Annotated in this window: 16 protein-coding genes; 2 read left to right on the top strand and 14 right to left on the bottom strand. The window is 38.4% G+C overall.

Annotated features, from left to right (window positions below; all coding sequences use genetic code 11):
- Positions 1-95: 95 nt before the first annotated feature.
- The 13 genes from rpe to uvrA all read right to left on the bottom strand — a co-directional run bounded on the left by rpe (position 96) and on the right by uvrA (position 16,760).
- On the bottom strand, positions 96-761 hold the full coding sequence (gene rpe, locus HXT20_RS03445) for a ribulose-phosphate 3-epimerase (protein ID WP_004111648.1): 666 nt from the start codon (positions 759-761) through the stop codon (positions 96-98).
- 64 nt (positions 762-825) lie between these two features.
- Positions 826-1,761, bottom strand: a complete 936-nt coding sequence (lgt, locus tag HXT20_RS03440) for a prolipoprotein diacylglyceryl transferase (RefSeq protein WP_004115095.1) — start codon at positions 1,759-1,761, stop codon at positions 826-828.
- A gap of 90 nt (positions 1,762-1,851) precedes the next feature.
- Entirely contained in the window at positions 1,852-2,892 is a 1,041-nt protein-coding gene (locus HXT20_RS03435; RefSeq protein ID WP_004115096.1) for a phosphatidate cytidylyltransferase, read from the bottom strand.
- A gap of 34 nt (positions 2,893-2,926) precedes the next feature.
- Positions 2,927-3,481 (bottom strand): ribosome recycling factor, encoded by a 555-nt coding sequence (gene frr, locus HXT20_RS03430; protein ID WP_004111654.1) that lies wholly within the window; start codon positions 3,479-3,481, stop codon positions 2,927-2,929.
- 102 nt (positions 3,482-3,583) lie between these two features.
- Positions 3,584-4,333, bottom strand: a complete 750-nt coding sequence (gene pyrH, locus HXT20_RS03425) for a UMP kinase (RefSeq protein ID WP_004111656.1) — start codon at positions 4,331-4,333, stop codon at positions 3,584-3,586.
- 176 nt (positions 4,334-4,509) lie between these two features.
- A complete protein-coding gene (tsf, locus tag HXT20_RS03420) occupies positions 4,510-5,361 on the bottom strand; it encodes a translation elongation factor Ts (RefSeq protein ID WP_004117867.1) in 852 nt (283 codons plus the stop codon).
- A 29-nt stretch (positions 5,362-5,390) separates the two neighbouring features.
- Positions 5,391-6,191 (bottom strand): 30S ribosomal protein S2, encoded by an 801-nt coding sequence (gene rpsB, locus HXT20_RS03415; protein ID WP_004111661.1) that lies wholly within the window; start codon positions 6,189-6,191, stop codon positions 5,391-5,393.
- Positions 6,192-6,461: 270 nt separating this feature from the next.
- Positions 6,462-6,950, bottom strand: coding sequence for a peptide deformylase (def, locus tag HXT20_RS03410; protein ID WP_004115099.1), 489 nt, complete (start codon positions 6,948-6,950; stop codon positions 6,462-6,464).
- A gap of 127 nt (positions 6,951-7,077) precedes the next feature.
- Positions 7,078-9,138: an AMP-dependent synthetase/ligase gene (locus HXT20_RS03405; protein ID WP_422114243.1), complete on the bottom strand. Its 2,061-nt coding sequence runs from the start codon at positions 9,136-9,138 to the stop codon at positions 7,078-7,080.
- 211 nt (positions 9,139-9,349) lie between these two features.
- Complete coding sequence (locus tag HXT20_RS03400; protein WP_020759710.1) at positions 9,350-9,931, bottom strand: hypothetical protein; 582 nt, start codon at positions 9,929-9,931, stop codon at positions 9,350-9,352.
- A gap of 307 nt (positions 9,932-10,238) precedes the next feature.
- The gene (locus HXT20_RS03395) at positions 10,239-11,369 is read right to left on the bottom strand and encodes a GuaB3 family IMP dehydrogenase-related protein (RefSeq protein ID WP_004111665.1); all 1,131 of its coding nucleotides are present in this window, start codon (positions 11,367-11,369) and stop codon (positions 10,239-10,241) included.
- An 88-nt stretch (positions 11,370-11,457) separates the two neighbouring features.
- Complete coding sequence (gene uvrC / locus HXT20_RS03390; RefSeq protein WP_032841089.1) at positions 11,458-13,689, bottom strand: excinuclease ABC subunit UvrC; 2,232 nt, start codon at positions 13,687-13,689, stop codon at positions 11,458-11,460.
- 47 nt (positions 13,690-13,736) lie between these two features.
- Positions 13,737-16,760: an excinuclease ABC subunit UvrA gene (gene uvrA, locus HXT20_RS03385; protein ID WP_415705045.1), complete on the bottom strand. Its 3,024-nt coding sequence runs from the start codon at positions 16,758-16,760 to the stop codon at positions 13,737-13,739.
- 258 nt (positions 16,761-17,018) lie between these two features.
- Here uvrA and HXT20_RS03380 point away from each other — a divergent pair, with 258 nt between their 5' ends.
- Together HXT20_RS03380 and HXT20_RS03375 are read left to right on the top strand one after the other, a co-directional pair.
- Positions 17,019-18,620 (top strand): ABC-F family ATP-binding cassette domain-containing protein, encoded by a 1,602-nt coding sequence (locus HXT20_RS03380; protein WP_004111673.1) that lies wholly within the window; start codon positions 17,019-17,021, stop codon positions 18,618-18,620.
- Positions 18,621-18,635: 15 nt separating this feature from the next.
- Positions 18,636-20,855: a beta-carotene 15,15'-monooxygenase gene (locus HXT20_RS03375; protein WP_285060114.1), complete on the top strand. Its 2,220-nt coding sequence runs from the start codon at positions 18,636-18,638 to the stop codon at positions 20,853-20,855.
- A gap of 10 nt (positions 20,856-20,865) precedes the next feature.
- On the opposite strand, the gene HXT20_RS03370 is transcribed toward HXT20_RS03375, so the two are convergent.
- A complete protein-coding gene (locus HXT20_RS03370; RefSeq protein ID WP_422114242.1) occupies positions 20,866-22,080 on the bottom strand; it encodes a pyridoxal phosphate-dependent aminotransferase in 1,215 nt (404 codons plus the stop codon).
- Between the last annotated feature and the right edge of the window lie 79 nt (positions 22,081-22,159).

Below are 22,159 nucleotides of genomic sequence, written 5' to 3'. Positions count from 1 at the left end.
TTCCTTAAAAACAATTTAAAAGACTTACCAATCGTATTCTATTTTGCATATATAAAATATTGGGGCATTATTCTAAAAATGCCCCAATAAAAGTTTTATGCTCGCCAAGCCTCTTGCGCAATATTACGAATAGAATCAATAGCAGCTGATGGATTTTCAGCTCCATAAACAGCAGATCCTGCAACCAGCACATCAGCACCAGCTTCTGCGACTATAGCAGCTGTAGAAGGGCTTACTCCACCATCAACCTGAATATGAGTATCCAATCCACGACGAGTAATTTCATCACGTAAACGACGAACCTTACCCATTTGATTGCTCAAGAACTTTTGTCCACCAAAACCAGGCTCAACAGTCATAATAAGAATCATATCGAATTCATCAAGAATATCGAAAATAGGTTCAACTGGCTCAGCTGGGCGGACTGCAAAACAAGCTTTGCAACCCATGTCTCGCAGCTGACGAGCAAGACGAACAGGCGCATGAGTGGCACCCATATGGAAGCTCACAGAATCAGCACCAAGTTTTGCATACTCTGGAGCCCAACGATCAGGATCCTCAATCATCAAATGAACATCTACAGGAAGACTAGTAACTTCGCAAATGCGTTTTACAATCGGCTCCCCTAAAGTTAGATTCGGTACAAAATGATGATCCATAACATCAACGTGAACAAGATCAGCATTTGAAATTGCTATAAGATCTCTTTCAAGATTGCAAAAATCTGCAGAAAGAATGCTAGGTGCTATTTGTATATTCATGTGTTCCATTCTAAGAAAAGCAAGCGACTAGAAAAACAAAATATCTATGTTATTTAAGAATATTTTAGGATAATCTTTTTGTTTTAATATTTGAATTAGATTGAGATTCACGCTCACGTTCATCTGCAGTTATATCAATAAGACGATTCACAAGATCTGTTCGTGACTTGTGGGTATTTTGCAAAATCATAAAAACAATAATTGAAATAATAAATATAACTATAGAAACCCATACGTTAATTCTTACTCCAAGAAAAGTATGTGAAAAATCAATCCTTAAAGACTCAATCCACATTCTTCCTGCCGTATACCACATTACGTAAAGAACAAACTCAGATCCAGATTTAAGTTTTCTCTTAAGAACTTTGCCGAAAGAAATAAGCAAGGCTGCGCCTGCAAAATTCCAAATCATTTCATATAAGAAAGTAGGGTGAAACAGAGTACCCTCTGGGCATGTGAGACCATCGTAGCAACTTTCACTGTGTCCTATAGCATTTGCAGCAGAATAATTAAGTTTTAGGCCCCATGGCAAAGTAGTTGGAGCACCATAAAGTTCTTGGTTAAACCAATTACCTAACCGCCCTATACCTTGTGCAATAAGCAAGCTAGGTGCAGCTGCATCTGCAAGCAAGCTTATTGGATATTTTTTATAGGTACACAGTGCGCTTGCAGCAATAGATCCTAGGATTACTCCTCCCCAGATTCCTAAGCCACCATTCCAAATTCTAAATATCTCCAACAAATCTCCCTTAGGTCCAAAGAACTTTTCGGGAGTGGTAATAACATGATAAAGACGTGCTCCAACTATTCCTGACGGAAGACTAACCAGTGCAACATCTAATATCTGATTAAAATCTCCGCCTTCTCGTTTCCATCTACGAGTGGTAATCCACATTGCAACAAGTGCACCAGCAAGAATTGATAAAGCATAAAATCTTAACGTTATAGGTCCTAATGTAATCTGAGAAATACTAGGACTAGGAATAGAACAAATCGTCATAAATCCTCATGTTAGTAGAAAACCATGACGGTTACTTGTAATGTTTTTATGACAAAACAAACGATTAATATCTAAAATATTACCTATAAATTAGAACGCTACAACCTTAATCAATGCCATAAGAACAGGCGCACAAAGCAGAATAGAATCCACTCTATCTAAAACGCCACCGTGACCTTTAAGCAAATGCCCCATATCCTTAATACCAATATCCCTTTTAAGCATTGAAGCACATAAATCACCAAAGGTACCAACCATGCCTGATGCAACACCCATTATTGCTGGCATCCACCAGAATTTTATCCAAGAAGATCCATAGAAGCCAGATATGATAGCGTAAGCACCTATCAAAGCAAAAAGCATTGACCCTAAAAGACCCTCTATTGATTTCTTAGGAGAAATACGAGGAGAGAGCTTATGCTTACCAAGCCACGCACCAGCAAACAAACCACCAGTGTCACTTAAAGCTGGTAGAAACACAAGCAGCATCGCATGCGCTATAGCATACTTAGTATTTGTTAAAGACAAAACAATGCATGAGGCAAGCAAAGGAATATACAATACAACAAACAATGAGACTGCCGTATTAGTGAAAGTATTTGCCTTTGCACTTTTAGATGATGTAGGATGCTGGAGCTTTTTTTCTACAGCGCGTAAAGTCCTTTGCGAAACAGTGCTATTCAATGTAGCAAAAACAACAGTTAAAAGCAATGATGCTGTTATGCCACTAGCCATAGCAACAGTATGCCATCTTGCATAAAAAGCAGAAAGAATAGTGATTACAGAACAAACAGACAATAACAGAAATGGAATCCTGAAACCTGCCGTAGCAAAATCTACATGCAACTCCCACAACGCGAGAACCATAAAAATGGTTAAAAGAATAACAAAAGTATCGATGCTAATTACAAGACAAGCAACAATCACAGCAACCAATAAAATCGCAGTCGCTATAGCCTGAGGCATATTTCTGCCAGTACGACGATTTATATCGTCTAAAGTATCATGGGTGCCGTTAATGGTCTTTTCATGTGAAGAATCAGATTTTGCCGACTTATTATTACCGACTAAATTGTTATTAGTTAACAAATCAGCTTTGTTAGACAATTCTCCAAGATTTTCTTGATTCATACGACACCCATTCAACCTAAAAGTTTCTGAAGAATCAGACCTCCATTATTTCCTTCTGCTTGCCATCAAGCAAAGCATCTAAGGAATCAGTTACTTGCTTCGTAACTTTATCAAGCTCTTTTTGTAAGCGCTCTCCTTCATCTTCGCCGATTTCACCATCTTTTACAGACTTATCAATATTCTCCTTGGTTTTACGGCGAATATTTCGAACAGCAACCTTACCTTCTTCAGCTTTTGTTTTAGCAAGTTTTACGTATTCTTTACGACGGTCTTCTGTAAGTTCTGGCATTGTAACACGAATTACATTTCCATCTCTATTAGGGCTTACTCCTAAATCTGAATCGCGAATAGCCTTTTCTACAGCATTAGCTTGCGAAGCATCAAAAGGAGTTACAGAAAGAGTGCGAGGCTCTGGAACACCAATAGAAGCAACAGCCTTAATAGGTGTTGGAGCACCATAATAGTCAACCATAATGCCATTAAGAAGAGCAGGATTAGCACGTCCAGTTCTAATACCCATGAAGTTCTCTTTAGTAGCTTCCACAGACTTGTTCATCTGTTCAAGAGCCTGATCGATAATCGCTGGCATGTATTCTCCTTTATCGGTATGTGCCAATTTTAAAATTTATTATTTAACTATCTATTCATGTTTATTAAATTTTAAATATTCAAATTATGAATATTCGCATATTTAAGCAAATGTAGGTTCAGCATCCGAAACTAAAGTTCCGATTTCCTCACCAACCAGTGCTCTAGTGACGTTTCCTTCACCCTCTAATCCGAATACGCGAATCTTCTGCTTGTTATCTCTAGCCATAGATAGTGCAGAAGCATCCATAACAGCAAGACCATCGACAAGAGCACGTTGATAATTTAACGTTACAAATTTCTTCGCGTTCTTATCTTTCCGTGGATCAGCGCTATAAACGCCATCTACACCATTCTTGCCCATCAAAACCTCATCGCAATGTATTTCCAAAGATCGCTGAATAGATACAGTGTCGGTTGAAAAATATGGCATTCCAGCACCAGCACCAAAAATAACTACACGACCCTTTTCAAGGTGTCGAATTGCCTTAAGTGGAATATAAGGTTCTGCAACTTGACCCATTGTTATAGCAGTTTGCACACGCGTTGCCTGCCCTGCTTGTTCAAGAAAATCTTGTAGAGCCAAGCAATTCATAACAGTACCGAGCATACCCATATAGTCACCACGGCTACGATCAATTCCAGCCTGCTGAAGTTCTGCTCCGCGGAAGAAGTTTCCGCCGCCAACAACAATTGCAACTTGCACGCCTTCATGCACTGCTTTTACAATTTCTCCAGCAATTCTACGAATAACATGAGTATCAATACCAACGGCTCCACCGCCAAATGCTTCTCCCGAGAGCTTCAATAAAACTCTACGAGACTTGCTTTCCCCCGCTTGTGCGATAGTCATAAAACTTTCCTCCAGTCATAACGGCGAACGCAAGCATATCTTTGCCATGATATCTTTCAATGACGACACAGCAAAACACGATTTTATAATGTATAAATTAAAAGAATGGGCTTGCATGACTTATCACGCAAACCCATTCTTGTTTTATGAATTTTTAATAAGCTTTCGCTTAAAAATTATTCAGCAGAGCCTTTGCCAACCTCAACGCGAGCGAAAGCCAAAGCAGTGCCACCAACTTCCTTGAACAAATCTCCAATAGTCTTGGAAGGATCCTTGACATAAGACTGCTCAAGAAGAACGGTTTCCTTGAAGAAGGCGTTCAAACGGCCTTCAACAATCTTTGGAACAATCTTCTCTGGCTTGCCTTCAGCTAAAGACTTTTCTGTAGCAACGCGACGCTCAGACTCCAACACATCTGCTGGAACATCTTCGCGGCGAAGCCACTGAGCGCCCATAGCGGAAATCTGCAAAGCAGCTTCGTGAGCAACCTTAGCGCCCGCTTCGTCGGTAGCAATCATAGAAACAATGCTTGGAGGTAATTCAACGGACTTCTTGTGAGCATAAACCTCAACGTGAGGACCGCTAATCTTGGCAATCTGCCCAACCTTAACGTGCTCGCCAAACAATGCTGCTGCTTCTTCTACTTCTTCCTTAACCGTAGCATCTCCAGCCTTAGCTGCAAGAAGCTCTTCTGCACTAGAAGCATTGGCTTCAATAGCATTGTTCAACACAGTTTCGGAGAATTCAACGAACTTTGGAGTCTTAGCAACAAAGTCGGTTTCGGAATTCAATTCAACTGCATAGCCAGTTTCACCTTCTGCAGTTTTAACAACCTTAGAAGCAACGGTTCCTTCCTGAGCCTTGCGACCTTCACGCTTGCCAGCGGCCTGAATGCCCTTAGCACGGATAATTTCCTTAGCGCGAGCTACATCGCCTTCGGCTTCGGTAAGAGCCTTCTTAACGTCCATCATGCCAGCGCCAGTTTCTTCGCGCACCTGCTTAATCAACGCTGCAGTAATTGCTGCCATTTTGTTCTCCTCATTAACCGCCAACAGACTTATTCAGCCTTGGCTTCGTCTTCAGACTGTTCAGTTTCCTTAGTGAGTAGTTCCTTTTCCCATGCTGCCATTGGCTGAGCGTCAGAACCTTCGGACTTTGCGCCCTTTCCAGCACGTTCAAGCAAACCTTCTGCAACAGCGTCAGCCATCAAGCTAGTAAGAAGCTCGACACCACGAATTGCATCATCATTTGCTGGAATAGGATACTCAACAGAGTCTGGATCAGTGTTGGTGTCAACGATTGCCACAACTGGAATACCAAGCTTGTGAGCTTCTTCAACGGCCAAAGCTTCCTTGTTAATATCAACAACAAACATTGCCGAAGGAGTACGGTTCATGTTGCGAATACCGCCGAGCTGCTTGGAAAGCTTGTCCTTTTCGCGTTCAAGAAGCAAAAGCTCCTTCTTAGTCAAACCAGATCCACGAACATCAGTGAAGTCCATTTCCTCAAGTTCCTTGAGACGCTTTACGCGAGTGGAAACAGTCTGGAAGTTCGTCAGCATACCGCCGAGCCAACGCTCGCTCACGTAAGGCATGTTCACACGAGTAGCCTGATTTTGCACAGCTTCTTGAGCCTGCTTCTTGGTACCCACGAACAAAACAGTACCGTTGTGAGCAACAGTCTGCTTAATGAAGTCATAAGCCTTGTCGATCATGTCGAGCGACTTGAACAAATTGATTATATGAATACCATTGCGCTGGGTTAGAATAAATTGCTTCATCTTTGGATTCCAGCGACGAGTCTGATGTCCGAAGTGCAAACCTGCCTTCAGCATTTCACTCATGGTAATCTGTGCCATATCTATATACCTTTCTTGTCGGTTCTTGCCTGGCCATGCCTGTTCGCATGCAACTTGGATAACATATGTCTAAATCCAAGCCGACCGACACGAACGGACGCGTACATGGCGCGTATTCGCGTATCCGAGTAGACAATAAAAAACGAGCAATCATATAACGCGACAACATTCATGCTCAATGGACACGCAAAAGATAATCATATCAGACGCTTAATACTAAATAAATAATACAAACTAATACTATAGTTGTTGCTAGTTCTCATTTAGATATTATTTAGATAATCCATTACGAAGTTGGCGCAAAGCTTGTTTTCTAACATCTTTCTCTAAACGATCCAAATAAACGTGTCCATCTAAATGATCACACTCATGCTGAATCATACGAGCCATTAAACCCTTGCCCTCTAGAACAATAGTTTTACCGTCTAAATCAATGCCTTTAGCCCTAGCATAATCTGCCCTGCGAGTCTTATACCATAATCTTGGAACGGACAAGCAACCTTCATCCCCATATTGTTCACCACTCAATTCTTCAATAACAGGATTGAGAATATAGCCAATATGACCTTCAATATTGTATGAAAACGCTCTAAGGCTAATACCTATTTGATTTGCACTAAGACCTGCTCTTCCTGGATCGTTCACAGTCTCTAATAAATCTTCTACGAGATTTCTAACTGCTGGAGTAATCTCACGAATTGGATCACATGGTGTTCGAAGAACAGGATCTGGAACAATGCGAATCTGTCTAATAGTCACAGTACTTCCTTAAAAATTCTAAAAGGCTAATTAAAAATGCAATGCAATTATACAAGACTTAGTGTAATTAAAATTGCAATTTTAATCAGCCTATTTAACGTTTTATAGCTAATTTAGTTTCGAATAACTATTCTTTGTCGTTAGAATTATTATTCTTCTCAGCATATTCAGTATGCTGATCTTTTACATTAACCTGTGTAGGCAAATCCTCACCAAAACGTTTCAGATGAGTAGCAGCCTGATCGATTGCTTGCTTAACTCTAGGAGTAACCGCTTCTTGAGCCTGTTTAACAGTTTCTTGCGCTTGCTTAACAGTCTCAGTTGTCTTATCTAAAATCTTAACTGTAGCAGGTAATGGTCTACTGTTTGGTTTTGGAGCATAAAGCTGATTCTCTATAAGATCACAATACCTCTTCAAAACCTTAGGACGCACAACTTTCATGCTTGGAGTCAAAGTGCCAGTTTCTTGTGAAAATTCTTCATCCAAAATAATAAATTTACGAATAGACTCAGCCCTAGAAACAGTGCTATTTGCCTGATCAATAAACTGTTGTACAACAGAACGAATAGCATCGTTTTCCGCAACAGCACTCATAGAAAGATTTTCATCCATTCCTTGACTCTTAAGCCAAGAACGAACCATATCTGGCTCAACCTCAATCAAAGCGGAAACAAATGGCTTACCGTCTCCTACAACTACTGAGTGAGATACGAGAGGACACTTAGAGATAATACTTTCCAAAGGCGCTGGACTTATATTTTTTCCACCAGCAGTGATAATAATATCTTTCTTTCTACCAGTAATAGACAAGAATCCTTCATCGTCGATCTCGCCTAAATCTCCAGAATGGAGCCATCCATCTTCGTCAATAACATCCGAAGTAAGATCTGGCTTATCATAATATCCGATAAAAACGTTAGGACCTTTTACAAGGACTTCTCCATCATCTGCAATACGGATAGTAATTCCAGGACCAGGGCGACCCACAGAACCAACTTGATTAGCATGCTCAAAATTAACAACACAAGGAGCTGCTGTTTCGGTCATTCCATAACCTTGAATAAAGGTTATTCCATCCAACCCGTTAAAGAAATGAGCAAGTTCAGCGTTTATTGGAGCTCCGCCGCAAGCTAGCCATGATAAATTAGGTCCCAAAGCAGATCGTATGGAAGATCCAACAGTTTTCATATAAAAGTCATGCTGAAGTTTTGCATAAATTGAGTGTGTTCTACCTTCAACTTCATCTTTAGACCACTCAATAAAATGTTGTACAGCCTTTGCAAAAATCCTACCTCGTATACCTGCTCCAGCTTTTTGAGACGCAGCATTATAAACCTTTTCAAACACTCTTGGGACTCCAAGCAAATATGTAGGTTTAAAACTACGCAAATCTGCTAATAAATGCTTTGCATTTGGCACATATCCAATAACACCGTGAGAACCTATTGCCACATACTGTATGTATCTGGCAAAGCAATGAGCTAACGGAAGGAATAGCAATAGTCTACTTGGCTTATAAAGCATATCATTTAAAACGTCATAAGCTGCATACACAATATGCGTAAAATTCCTATTGGAAAGCATTGCACCCTTTGGTTTTCCAGTTGAACCAGAGGTGTATACGATAGTCGCTAAATCATCAGCTTTTACTTGACATATGCTGTTATTAAGTTCGTCATCGCTGATTGATTTTCCAAAATCAATCACTGCGTCTATTCCAGCAGCTTTAAAGTTAAAAATAGTCTTTAAAGACATACGCTTATTGTCTTGGCGAACTCGCTCTAAACATTGCGCATGTTCATCATCACCTGCAAAAGCTATCACAGGTTTTACTTCAGAAATAATTTCAGCAGCTTGAATTGCTGAATCTGTTTCATAAATCGGAATGGTTACAGCACCAATGCAAGCGCAAGCAAAATCCGCAACGCCCCACTCATAACAGGTTGGGGAATAAATAACAACTTTGCTTCCTCGTTCAACGCCAAGAGCAATCAACCCCTTAGCTGTTGCACGAACTTTTAATAGCATTTCAGATGCAGTAACATCATGCCATTGACGAGTATCATCGTCTTGCCATTGGGCTATTACGCCTTGTGGATCTCGCATTGCCCTATTGGCAAGCAGTGAATAAATTGTGTCACCGTCATTTGTTGGGTGAATGACCTCTACAGCAAATTCTCGCAGCATAGTCTTAATTGTACGGTATATCTAACACGACACAAACGAAAGTCATACAAAAATGTCAACCTAAAATTGGTGGTCTTTACAAATAAACTCTTCTGGTTAGATAATTAGAAGCAAACTAATAATGATTACCTAAACCAGAAGAGTCATATTTTTGTATTTAACTATTATTTAATTGACAATGGAATTTAAAGGCTAGTATATTTCCTACCAATCATCCCAAGTCAACTAATGTACATATCCAACTCCCGTTTTGAGATTTAAATGCCAAAGACGCACAATAATTTAAGCTTCCAATAGAAAATAAAACAACTGCCTCAAAACGAGTTGGACTAATTAGCATTCCATTTATCATTCTTGGCATAGTCGGTTTGCAACGTAGTTGCCAACTTGTATATTCATCGTGTTTGTCTGAGAAACATTGAGATATTAAATACCACATGTTTTCAAGCTTAAAAATACATTCTTCGCTAAGAGCCTTACGCATTTGTGACGATATAGGTCTTCCTCTAGAAATGTCACTAGCAATACATGCTACTTTGCACGCTCTTAAAGCGAGGTCTAAGTACAATTCCTCATCTGCCGAATTATTAAAGCATGATGATACATGATATGTTGCCATAAAATGCGAAGAACCCACTAGGAATGAACCTTCGTATACTGGCAATGGCTTGCGATCATTCCACTTGAACGTAGGATGATCATCATTTGCAGCAAAGTCGTTTTTTACAACTTCCCAGAATGCATCATTTTCGTCATAGTTATCGCTGACTATGGTACCAAGAGTATTATTCATTTTCCTGCTCTTTCCCGTTAAAAAATTTGTTACTTATCCCATTTTCTATTTTTAAATTCCTTATTTTATTTTTTGTATTTTTAATTTAAAACCAATGTCTAGCAAAGGTTTAAATAAAGCATACAACTTATTTCAAAAATTCAAAGTATTATTTCTAAGTGTGCATAAATAAAATTAAATCCTCGATTTTTGTTGAAAAATCAAGGATTATTTAGTGTTAAGTTATGCACATTATAGTTTTTACTTCCTTGTGCACTTAAATTTTTAGTTTTAAGCTCACAAGGAAGTAAACAAATAGTATTAAAAATTACCGAACATCCTGATGGAATGGGTTAAATACAACACTACAACGCTGGAAACTCTTAACATCAACATACCCAGTGGATGCCATTGTGCGCCTTAACGCACCAACATAATTTGTTTTTCCGTCTGCCATATGGCTTGGACCAAACAAGATATTCTCCAGCGGAGCAACAGTTCCAACATTCGTACGCATTCCGCGTGGCAAAGATGGATGGCGAGCTTCTGCTCCCCAATGCATTCCACGTCCTGGAGCCTCGGTTGCTCGTGCTAAAGGAGTTCCAAGCATGACTGCATCTGCCCCCATAGCCAAAGCCTTAATAAAGTTGCCAGATGTTCCCATTCCGCCATCTGCAATAATTTGAACATACCTTCCGCCAGATTCATCCATATAGTCGCGACGAGCTTCGGCAACATCTGAGATTGCAGTTGCCATAGGAGCTTGAACGCCAAGAGTATTCATAGTTGCAGAAACTGCACCTCCACCGAAACCTACGAGAATTCCAGCTGCACCAGTTCTCATTAAATGCAAAGCTGAAGTGTAATCAGCACAGCCTCCCACAATAACTGGAACATCAAGATCATAAATAAATTTCTTTAGATTAAGTGGTTCATGATCTTTAGAAACATGTTCTGCACTAACAGCTGTTCCACGGATAACAAAAAGATCTACTCCAGCTTCTAACACAGTAGAATAGAATTCCTGAGTGCGCTGAGGAGAAAGAGCACCTGCAACAGTAACTCCAGAATCACGAATAGTGCGCAAACGTTTAACAATAAGTTCAGGCTTAATTGGTTCAGAATAAATTTCTTGTATACGCTTCGTAGCAATTTCGTTTGGAATCTCCGAAATTTCCTTTAGAAGTGGTTCTGGATCCTCGTAACGAGTCCATAAACCTTCCAAATCAAGTACACCCAAGGCGCCCATCTGACCCATTGCAATAGCCGTATCTGGGCTAGTAACAGAATCCATTGGCGCAGCAATCACTGGTACGTCAAAACTATAAGCATCGACTTGCCAGGACGTAGAAACAGCCTGCGGGTCGCGAGAACGACGAGAAGGTAGTATAGCAATATCGTCAAGTGAGTAAGCAACTCGGGCTTTTTTGCCCAATCCTATTTCAATTTCCTGAGACATACTTACAAGGCTAGTGTCTTATCATGACGAATCAACATGCCGAAAATTATTTAACTAATTTATAAGATAATTCTATTGAATATCAGTGTTACTTATGCAATGATTCGTAAATAGATTTAGCTTTAGCTTGACCGATTCCAGAAACCTTTTGTAAATCGTCAACACTCGCATCTTTTAATTTCTTAACACTACCAAATACGGAAAGAAGACGTTTTTTGTAAAACTCTCCAATACCAGGAATCGAGTCTAGTGACGAATTTAACATGGCTCTTCTTCGTTTCTGCCTATGATAAGTTATAGCAAAACGATGCGATTCATCTCTAGCTCTCTGTAGCAAATATAATCCTTGGGAGCTTCGTTTAAGAATAATTGGGTATTCATTATTAGGAAGCCAAACTTCTTCAAGCTTTTTAGCCAAACCGCATACGACTATGTTTTTTATTCCACAATCTATCATAGCTTTTTGTGCTGCTCTGGCTTGTTCTCTACCCCCGTCAACAACTATAAGATTAGGCGTATAAGCGAATTTTTTATATTTTGATTTTTCAAGATTTTCTCCGTAATCATCATCTACATCGCCACTACTTGTGTGCTTAAAACGCCTAGAAATAGTTTCATACAATGCGCTCAAATCATCAAGTTTTCCGTTGCCATCAGACCCTTTTATGGAGAATCTTCTGTACTCGCTAGGTTTAGCAATACCATCTTCAAATACAACCATTGATGCAACCTGATATTCTCCATTTACCGTATTGGAAATATCATAACATTCAATACGCAAAGGAGATTCGCTCATTCCAAGAGCATCGGCAACCTCGTTCATGGCGCTACTTCTTGCATCTAAACTGCTGATTCTGCTGGACTTCAGTCTCATTAATGATTGTTTAGCATTATCATTTGCTTGATTCATAAGATTTCGTTTATCGCCACGTTCAGGAACCTTAATGCTAACTTTAGATCCACGCAATTTGCTTAACCAATTTTCCAAATTTTCACATTGATTCTGTGATATTTCAAAAGGAATGATTATTTCTCTAGGGATTGGGGTAATTGGGTCTAGTAAATCTCCCCTTCCTGTTGATTCTTGCCTTTTTTTACGCTCTTTTGTTGTTTTTGCACGATACGCTGAGTCAATATATTTACTCTTGGTATTCTCCAAGTCAATCTGCAATGCATTTCTTGATTGCTCTATTTTCAAAGAGTCTTCATATTGCAAATTATTATTTGATTCATATTCTGAATAAACTCGCATAAGCAAATTCGCTATTATATCTGCATCGTTAATATCCTCGCTTCTTTCAACCTGCCAATTTTTCTCTCCTCGCAATAAGCCTTCGCGAACAAAGAATGCGTGAACGCATGCCTCTAGAGAATCTCCACTAAAACCAAAAACATCAGCTTCAACATTCTCGTCAAAAACAACAGAATTTTGTTGCATAACAGTTTTAAAAATGTTTATTTTATCTCTTATTTTTGCAGCATTCTCAAAATCAAGATTATCGCTAGATTCTTTCATTTCTCTTGTTAAATCGTTAATGTAAGAATCACCTATAGAACCAGTTAGTACACCAACTAATTGTTCAACATTATTTCTGTGAGTTTTACGATCCACTTTTGCAATGCAAGGTGCAGAGCATTTTCCAATGGCTGCAAGAAGACAAGGTCTACCAGTTTTATGAGCTTTGACAAAAACGGATTGTCTACACGTTCTTACAGGAAAAGTCTTAAGCAAAGAATCTAGACTGTGCCTTAGCTGCCACACTTTTGCATATGGACCAAAGTATCTAGTTGATTTAGAATTCCTATTTCTTGTGATCCAGACTCTTGGAAAATCATCATTCACAGATACGGCAAGATATGGATATGTTTTATCATCTTTAAAAACAACATTAAAACGTGGATTAAACTCCTTAATCCACGTGTATTCTAGTGTTAAAGCTTCAAGCTCAGTGTTTACAACGGTCCATTCTAGGCTTCGAGCTGTTAAAACCATCGACTGAGTTCTAGGATGAAGCTGATTTAACGGTTGAAAATAATTAGACAACCTATTTCTTAAACTTTTTGCTTTTCCAACGTATATTACTTTCCCCTTCTCATCTCTCCACTTGTATACTCCTGGTTGATTTGGAATATCGGAAGTTTTTGGTCTAAATAAGTCTCTCGTGTCGCCTAAAAGTGATGCTCCAAAATTATTTTTAACTGAATTGTTCAAAATGTCAGTAGTACTTATATCACAATTAGACAGATGAGTTTTCTTCCATTTGCCTTGACTGCTTATAGCATCTTCTTTGATATCTATGTTATTATTCACAATTTCCATTATGTTTTCACCTCCTTTCATAAAAATACTTTTTAATAATATTTCCTTTAAGATTTGAGCATAGGCTTTAAGAATTTGCCCGTCCAACTTTTTGTCGATTTTGCAACTTCTTCTGGAGTGCCAGTGATTACTATTTCGCCGCCTTTGTCTCCTCCCTCTGGTCCTAAATCAATAATCCAATCCGCGCATTTTACAACATCAAGATTGTGTTCAATAACTATTACAGTATTGCCTTTATCTACCAAAGATTGAAGAACGCTTAAAAGTTTACGAACATCTTCAAAGTGCAATCCAGTTGTAGGCTCATCAAGAATATAAACAGTTTTGCCAGTTGAACGTTTTTGCAACTCTGTAGCAAGCTTTACTCTTTGTGATTCTCCACCAGATAATGTTGGAGCACTTTGTCCAAGTTTAATATATCCAAGACCAACTTGTACAAGAGTATCCAAATATCTTGAAATAGATGGATATGCTTTAAAGAATACAGCAGCTTCAGAAATTGGCATATTCAGCACGTCTGAAACAGTTTTACCGTTATACGTTACGTCTAGAGTATCTCTGTTGTACCTTTTCCCATGACATTCTTCACATCGTACGTATACATCTGGCAAAAAATTCATCTCGATTTTAAGCGTTCCGTCTCCGCTGCAAGCTTCGCATCTTCCGCCTTTTACGTTAAACGAGAATCTTCCAGGACCATAACCTCTAACTTTTGCTTCTGGTGTTTGAGCAAAAAGTGTACGTATTTTGTCCCAGACACCAGTGTAAGTCGCAGGGTTTGATCTTGGAGTTCTACCAATAGGGTTTTGGTCTACGTGAACAACCTTGTCACAATTTTCAATACCAACAACTCGTTTATGAAGTCCTGGAACAATGCGAGCGCCGTTTAGCTTATCTGCTAAAACTGGGTAGAGTATCGAGTTTATAAGACTAGATTTTCCAGATCCAGATACTCCTGTTATGCAAGTAAATATGCCTAAAGGTATTTCTACATCTATATTTTTAAGGTTGTGTTCTTTTGCTCCAACAATAGTTAGTAAACGATTTTTGTTTATTTTTCGACGATTTTTAGGAACTTCTATGCATTTTCTTTTTGCAATATAGTCTCCTGTAATTGAACGTTTTGCATCTTTTATGTGATTTGCTGGTCCGCAATATACTACTTCTCCACCGTTTTCTCCAGCTTCGGGTCCAATATCTACTAACCAGTCGGATTGCCGAATTGTATCTTCATCATGTTCAACAACTATAAGAGTGTTACCTAAGTCGCGAAGATTGTGCAATGTTGATATGAGTTTCTCATTGTCTCTTTGATGTAATCCTATTGAAGGCTCGTCAAGAACGTACATGACTCCAACTAGTCCAGATCCAATTTGAGTCGCCAATCTTATTCTTTGTGCCTCTCCACCTGAAAGTGTTTTTGCGGCTCTAGAAAGAGTTAAATAATTTAAGCCAACATCATTTAAGAATCCTAATCTTGCCTTGATTTCTTTTACAATTTCTTTAGCAATTATCTTGCTTGATCCTTCTAGTTTTAAAGAATTAATCCATTCAAGACTTTTTTCTATTGGCATATCACATATGTCTGCAATTGAGTATGAGTTTATTGTTACTGCTAAGACTTCTGGACGCAATCGTTTACCGTTACATGTTAAGCATGGAACTTCTCGCATGTACGACTCGTAGTATTGGCGCATTTGATCTGAGTCTGTTTCATCATGCTTGCGCATAAGAGTGCGCACTACACCTTCGAATCCTGTTGAATATTCTCTCTGCCTACCCCATCTATTTTTATAAGATACTTTTACTTCGAAATCATGCCCATAAAGTATTGAATTTTGCGTATCTTTCGACAATTCACACCATGGTGTATCCATACTAAAACCAAGTTCAACACTTAGCCCTTGTAGCACATGCCTATAGTATTCCCCTGCAGCTTTATTTAGTGCCCAAGGTTCTATCGCGCCTTCGTTAAGTGATTTTTCTGTATTTGGAACAACAAGAGCAGGGTCAATCTCTAGATTGTAACCGATTCCAGAGCAATCGGGGCACGCCCCATAAGGAGCGTTGAATGAGAATGTTCTAGGCTCTATTTCTGATAAATTAAGCTGGTGATTGTTAGGACAAGCTCTGTGCTCAGAAAAATTTCGGCGTCTGCATTTAGAATCAGCAACTTCATCTACAAAATCAGCTATAACAATTCCTTTAGAAAGTTTTAAAGCCGTTTCTATAGAATCAGTCAAACGAGTACGTATGCCATCTTTTATAATTAACCTATCTATTACAACTTCGATTGTGTGTTTCTTTTGTTTTTCTAAAGTAATATCTTCAGAAAGCTCGCGCATTTGCCCATCTACAAGCGCTCTCGAATAGCCGTCTGATCTAAGAAGAGTAATTGTATCTTTGAATTCGCCTTTTCTGCCGTTAACAACAGGTGCTAATATTTGCAATCTTGTTCTTTCTGGTAAAGAGAGTATAGAATTAGCCATTTGTTGTGGTGTTTGAGCACTGACAAGTTCGCCACATTTAGGGCAATGAGGAATTCCAACTCTAGCAAAAAGAAGCCTTAAATAATCATAAACTTCTGTGATTGTTCCAACAGTAGAACGAGGGTTACGATTAGTAGTTTTTTGGTCAATAGATACAGCTGGGCTTAATCCCTCAATAAAATCTACATCTGGTTTATCCATTCTTCCAAGGAATTGCCTGGCATACGCGCTTAAGGATTCCACATAACGCCTTTGACCTTCTGCAAAAAGAGTGTCGAAAGCAAGAGAAGATTTACCAGATCCTGACAATCCAGTAAAAACAATCATACGATTTCTAGGCAATTGTAAACTAACATTTTTTAAATTGTGCTCTCTAGCTCCTTGTATGGTTATCTTTAAATCTGAAGGAACAGAAGACAAATCATATACTAAATTATCATTATCTTTTACAGGCTGAGCAGAGTCGAGCATAGATTGCAAGATGTCAGCTTTTTTAGTGCATTCACGGTTTTTGTTATCTAAAATTGCATCTTGGGATAAAGGTAATTGCATGTTTTGCGAATAATCTGATTTGCTTTGCATTCTGCCTCCCTAAGAGCTATTTTAAGAATCAAGACTTTGCACCAAACTCACTATTGATTGAGCACTAATTATAATACAATTAATTATAGAACACTTGTTCGAAGTAGATAATTTTCTGCGTGTTGTCGAAATACATAGAAATATAAAGAATAAAATCCTTTAGTAAAAACTATGCAAGCCTAACTGTATAATCGTGAGTTTGGCTAACACATTTTGAAGATATTCAGATTAAAGCATTATTTTAAGGAGTGGGTGCAAATGGCTATTGACGCACAAGGATTAACTATACAAATTGGTGCGCGTACGCTATTAAACCCTACCGACTTTCATGTAACAAAAGGCGACAAAATCGGCTTAGTTGGAAGGAATGGAGCTGGAAAAACAACTCTTACACGAGTAATAACAGGAGAAATGCTCCCAGCTGGCGGAACTGTACGAGTAAGCGGTGGATTGGGGTATCTACCACAAGATACTCATGCAGCAGACCCAGAACAAAGCGCGTTAGATAGGATTATGAGCGCTCGCGACATTTCATCAATCGTATCTCGTATACGAAAAGCAGAAAAAGAGATGACGAATCCAGATCCAGATATTATGACGAAAGCCATGAATCGCTACGATAAGGCCATTGAAGACTTTGAAAAAGCTGGTGGATACGCTGTTCAATCGGAAGCAATATCGATGGCAAACAGCCTTGGGCTTCCACAAGAAATTATGAAGCAAGCTCTTGGAACTCTATCTGGCGGTCAACGTAGACGAATTGAACTTGCACGAATACTTTTCTCCGATGCAGACACGCTGATCTTAGATGAGCCTACCAACCATTTAGATGCAGATTCTATAATTTGGCTGAGAAACTATTTGAAAAAATTCTCTGGTGGATTCTTAGTAATATCCCATTCAACAGAATTGCTAGATGAGGTTGTAAATAAAGTCTGGCATTTAGATGCACAATTGGCTCAAATAGACATGTATTCAATGGGTTGGAAAGCATACTTACATCAACGCGTTGTAGACGAAGAACGCAGGCGCAGAGAACGAGAAGTGGCTGAAAAAAAAGCTGAACGCCTTATGAAACAAGGTATTCGTTTACATGCAAAAGCAACAAAAGCAGTAGCAGCTCAAAACATGATGCGTAGGGCTGAACGTCTGTTAAGTGAAACAAGCGAAGCACAAAGTCGCGAGAAAGTAGCAGATATTCGTTTTCCAGAACCTGCTCCTTGCGGACGAACACCTATTATGGCTGAAGATATTTCAAAAGCTTATGGATCCAATATTGTATTTGCTGGCATAAATTTGGCTATAGATAAAGGTTCAAGAGTTGTTATTCTTGGATATAATGGTGCTGGTAAAACAACCACTTTACGTATTCTAGCTGGAGAAGAAAGTGCAGATACTGGCAGCGTAAACTATGGGCATGGCTGCAAGATTGGCTATTTTGCTCAGGAACACGACACTTTGGATTTAGATGCGACAGTATTAGAAAATCTTCAGCATGTTGCTCCAGATTTAAATGACACTCAAGCAAGATCTATGCTAGGAAGCTTCCTATTTTCTGGAGATGACGCAATGAAGCCAGCTAAAGTGCTTTCGGGAGGCGAAAAAACTCGTCTAGCCTTGGCAACTCTTGTAACTTCAAAAGCAAACGTGCTTTTGCTCGATGAGCCTACTAACAATTTAGATCCAGCTTCTAGAGATGAAATTCTTAAAGCCATTGCAAAATACGAAGGCGCTATTGTATTGGTTACTCACGATGAAGGAGCAGTTCTTGCGTTAAACCCTGAACGAGTTCTTCTTATGCCAGACGGTGACGAAGATTTGTGGAGTGATGACTATCTTGATTTGGTTGCGGAAGAATAGGATTTTAGGATTGCTATGAAAACAACAGCTAGATTTGCTAATTTTACGCTACAACACATTTTCCATGTTCTTCGCGCGCCTTTAGCAATCTTGCTGTTAATAGCATTGTTTGAATGCACTGTTGGAAATATTCCATTTTGGAATAGTGTTACTGGCAGCACAGATAGCATGTTCGCACACAATGCAACTGGTCCAGGTATTGAAAGACTTTCTTCTGGAGGACTTTTAATTACCGATCCTTCGGAATCTTATTTAGAAGTTAATTCCGACGGATCTTCACCATATATTCAGCTTAAGCCTTCACTAATTACGCCGAAAAAAATTGGCAAAAGCCCTGTTAAAACGGATGTGCATGTACGAATTGATGTTAATAAAATCGCTGGAAAGCCTTTAAGTACCAACCCTAGAGCCATTAGTTTTGCTATGCTTCCAGTTCCAGATCAAGCAATTGGAGTTAAAAGCACTCTTAGATTATGGATACAACATCCTAAAGGAGATGTTGTAGACGTTGAGGATGCTAAAGCAAATGTTAGAGCACCTTTTAGCTGGAATTGGGGTCGCGTTTTTCTTCTTATAATAATTTCAATTTTTATTGCATTATGGAATCCGTGGTCTAAGCTTTGGAAAATCAGACTTAATACAAAGAGTATTAATCAAAGACTTTTACTTACTTTATTTTGGACACCTTTCCTTTTGATTGCTATTTTTGCAATATTTTGGAATGTTTTTAACGGTATTCCAATGCATTTTGATGTTGCTGGAAACTACACTTACGATTTTGATCAATACGCACGTACAGCAGACGCTCTACTTAAAGGTAAGACTCATCTTGATTTACCTGTTCCGCCGCAAATGCAAAAATTATCTAATCCGTATGACCCAATTGCAAGAAATAATCTTCTTTCTGATTGTGTACACAATATTTATTGGGATCATGCGTATTATAAGGGTCATTGGTATTCGTATTTTGGTGTAATACCAGTTGTTTTATTCTTTATACCATATAAGATTATATCCAATTTGTGGATTCCTGGCGGAGCCATGCTCCCTACAACAATAGCCACTTTCATATGCTTAATTGGATTCTTAATTTTTGGTTCACTATTGGTTATTCGTCTAATTAAACGTGTTAATCATCAGGCAACTCTTGCTTGTGTATCAATTTGTTTAACCTTATTCTTTATTACTTCAAACACCGTTTACTTGTGGTTTAGAACATCCTTTTATTCAGTTCCAATGGCTGCATCATTATTCTTCACTTCACTCGGATTATGGTTTTATCTCGGGTCTATTAAAGATGAGGAAACTATAAAAGCACACAAAATAGTGGAACAATTAAAACCATCATCAATAATATCGTTTAAGCATATTGCAGCAGGATCGTTGTTTATTGCTTTTAATCTTGGTTGTAGACCAACCTTTATAATCGCTTTTCTATTCGCAATTCCGCTATTTTATACTCATTTTTACTCATATATTAAAAATATTATTATCAGTGACAAAAAATCTATAGAAAATCTTAAAAACTTATTAAAGCTAATTCTTTGCATAATTATTCCATTTATAATAGTTGCAATACCAATCGGATTATATAATGCTTTAAGATTTGGGTCCCCTTTTAATTTTGGCAATGAATATCAGATTACGATTACAGATATGACTACAATGCGTCTCCCTTCGCAGAACATCATTCCATCCATTTTAAGTTATATAGCTTTGCCAATACGTTTTATATCAACTTTCCCTTGGATAGCAATTCAACCTATTGCTTTTGAAAAATGGCAATATGCAGAGCCAATGATTGGTGGAATGTTTACATTATCTCCACTCGCATTACTAGGAATTATATGCGTTTTCACAATGGCTAGAAACATGAGTAAAATCGCTACAAGATTGGCTATAATATCTGTAATTTCAGGCATAATCGTTATTGTTTTTGACAGCTTAAAAGCTGGTATAGGATGGCGATATATTGCGGATTTTGCATGGCTTTTCGCTTTAAGCGCAATAATAGGTATTAATTCTTTACTACAAAAATATACTGATATTACAGTATGTGACACTTGGAAAACTAAAACATTATGCTATTTACTGCGATTCGTTATTTTTGGTCTTCTATTTTTCTCCATAGCAATAGCTTTTCTAAGCTGGTTCGTACCAGGCAGAGAAGACTCAATACTACGTTTTAATCCTCAAATGTGGCATACTGTGAGATGCTGGTTCACATTAATCTAATTTGTTTTCATTAATTTAATTCTTCCAGCATTGCATGAACAGTATCTAGCAACGCTTTAACACCATACACAAATTGTTTTTCTTCTGGCAGCAAAGATAATGCCAAATATCCATTATTTGGCATATCGAAGTAATAGCCAGGCTGAGATACAAGATGATAATCTTGCATAAGTCTTAGAGCTAAATCATCATCATCTAAACACGATGGAACACGGATAAGAATATTCCATCCGCCTTCTGCACGCAATGCACTAACGCAACAATTTGGGTAGTTTGCAAGCATTTTTCTAAGCGTTTTAAGATTAGACCTAACTCTGTTTTTAACAAGATCGGTTTGTTCTTTAGCACATTGCAATAATTCCGGAATTCTCTCCGACACAGTTGCACCAATTGGAAGAAAATCATCAGCAATAACATCAAGGCGTTTCATAGCATCCTGCACGTCTTGACTAGGACCCGAAACCTCAATCCATCCAACTTTTGCATGCGGAGCTGCAAGCATCTTTGAGAATCCATCTAAAGCAAAAACTAGCGTAGATTCTTCACCTGCTAACCTACAGTTTCCATCAAAAGGTTCTAGACAATAATCATAAAAAACTTCATCAGCTATAATTGCCACATTATTTTTATTGCATAGTTGCAATAATGCGTTTCTTTCTTGAGGTTTTATATAAGATCCTGTTGGATTATTTGGATTTATTAAAACAAGTGCACGAATACGATTATCCGTATTCTCTAAAAGTTCTTTAACACTAGGAATATCAATAGTCCAAGAGCCATCATAAACAAGCGGATAAGGTATAGATTTTACGCCTTGTAGTCTTGCAATCGATTCTATAAGAGGATATCCAGGAGTCGGAGCTAAAACAGAATCACCGCAATCACACATTAGCATCATTAACCATGCGTATGCTTGAGAAGTTGATGATAATACGTATAGATTATCTGGATTAAGAACCTTAGCTGAACTACCCTTCTTATTTACAATATTTTGATCTACGCGATTATCTCTATGATTTATAAAGTTAGCAAGAATGCGCCTAACTTCGACAGTACCTCTAGGATCCGCAGTATATTTTGCATTTAAGCACTCTGGAGAAAGACCATGTGCCGTTGGGTTTGAATCATTAAGTTTTGTAAGTTTAATACCTTTAGATATAGCAACACGTTGAGCCAGAATAATTGGATTTGGCTCACTAACATCAACTCTAGAAGAAAATCGCACTCGACTACACTAGCGCATTGTATAAACCAAATATATAAAAATACAAAAATATGCAAATACAAAAAATGCGCTGAACGCA

Origin of the sequence: Gardnerella sp. DNF00109 (assembly GCF_049262845.1) — a bacterium.
Taxonomy (GTDB): domain Bacteria; phylum Actinomycetota; class Actinomycetes; order Actinomycetales; family Bifidobacteriaceae; genus Bifidobacterium; species Bifidobacterium vaginale.
Note: the sequence above shows the minus strand (reverse complement) of the source record. Positions and strands in the feature narration are given on the sequence as shown.

Coding starts and splice junctions, on each gene's coding strand:
- HXT20_RS03400 (WP_020759710.1), bottom strand. CDS start 9,931: ATGAATAATACTCTTGGTACCATAGTCAGCGATAACTATGACGAAAAT.
- rpsB (WP_004111661.1), bottom strand. CDS start 6,191: ATGGCACAGATTACCATGAGTGAAATGCTGAAGGCAGGTTTGCACTTC.
- pyrH (WP_004111656.1), bottom strand. CDS start 4,333: ATGACTATCGCACAAGCGGGGGAAAGCAAGTCTCGTAGAGTTTTATTG.
- lgt (WP_004115095.1), bottom strand. CDS start 1,761: ATGACGATTTGTTCTATTCCTAGTCCTAGTATTTCTCAGATTACATTA.
- uvrA (WP_415705045.1), bottom strand. CDS start 16,760: ATGCAAAGCAAATCAGATTATTCGCAAAACATGCAATTACCTTTATCC.
- HXT20_RS03405 (WP_422114243.1), bottom strand. CDS start 9,138: ATGCTGCGAGAATTTGCTGTAGAGGTCATTCACCCAACAAATGACGGT.
- HXT20_RS03380 (WP_004111673.1), top strand. CDS start 17,019: ATGGCTATTGACGCACAAGGATTAACTATACAAATTGGTGCGCGTACG.
- HXT20_RS03375 (WP_285060114.1), top strand. CDS start 18,636: ATGAAAACAACAGCTAGATTTGCTAATTTTACGCTACAACACATTTTC.
- tsf (WP_004117867.1), bottom strand. CDS start 5,361: ATGGCAGCAATTACTGCAGCGTTGATTAAGCAGGTGCGCGAAGAAACT.
- HXT20_RS03435 (WP_004115096.1), bottom strand. CDS start 2,892: ATGAATCAAGAAAATCTTGGAGAATTGTCTAACAAAGCTGATTTGTTA.
- uvrC (WP_032841089.1), bottom strand. CDS start 13,689: ATGGAAATTGTGAATAATAACATAGATATCAAAGAAGATGCTATAAGC.
- rpe (WP_004111648.1), bottom strand. CDS start 761: ATGAATATACAAATAGCACCTAGCATTCTTTCTGCAGATTTTTGCAAT.
- HXT20_RS03395 (WP_004111665.1), bottom strand. CDS start 11,369: ATGTCTCAGGAAATTGAAATAGGATTGGGCAAAAAAGCCCGAGTTGCT.
- frr (WP_004111654.1), bottom strand. CDS start 3,481: ATGCCAGCGATTATCGATCAGGCTCTTGAACAGATGAACAAGTCTGTG.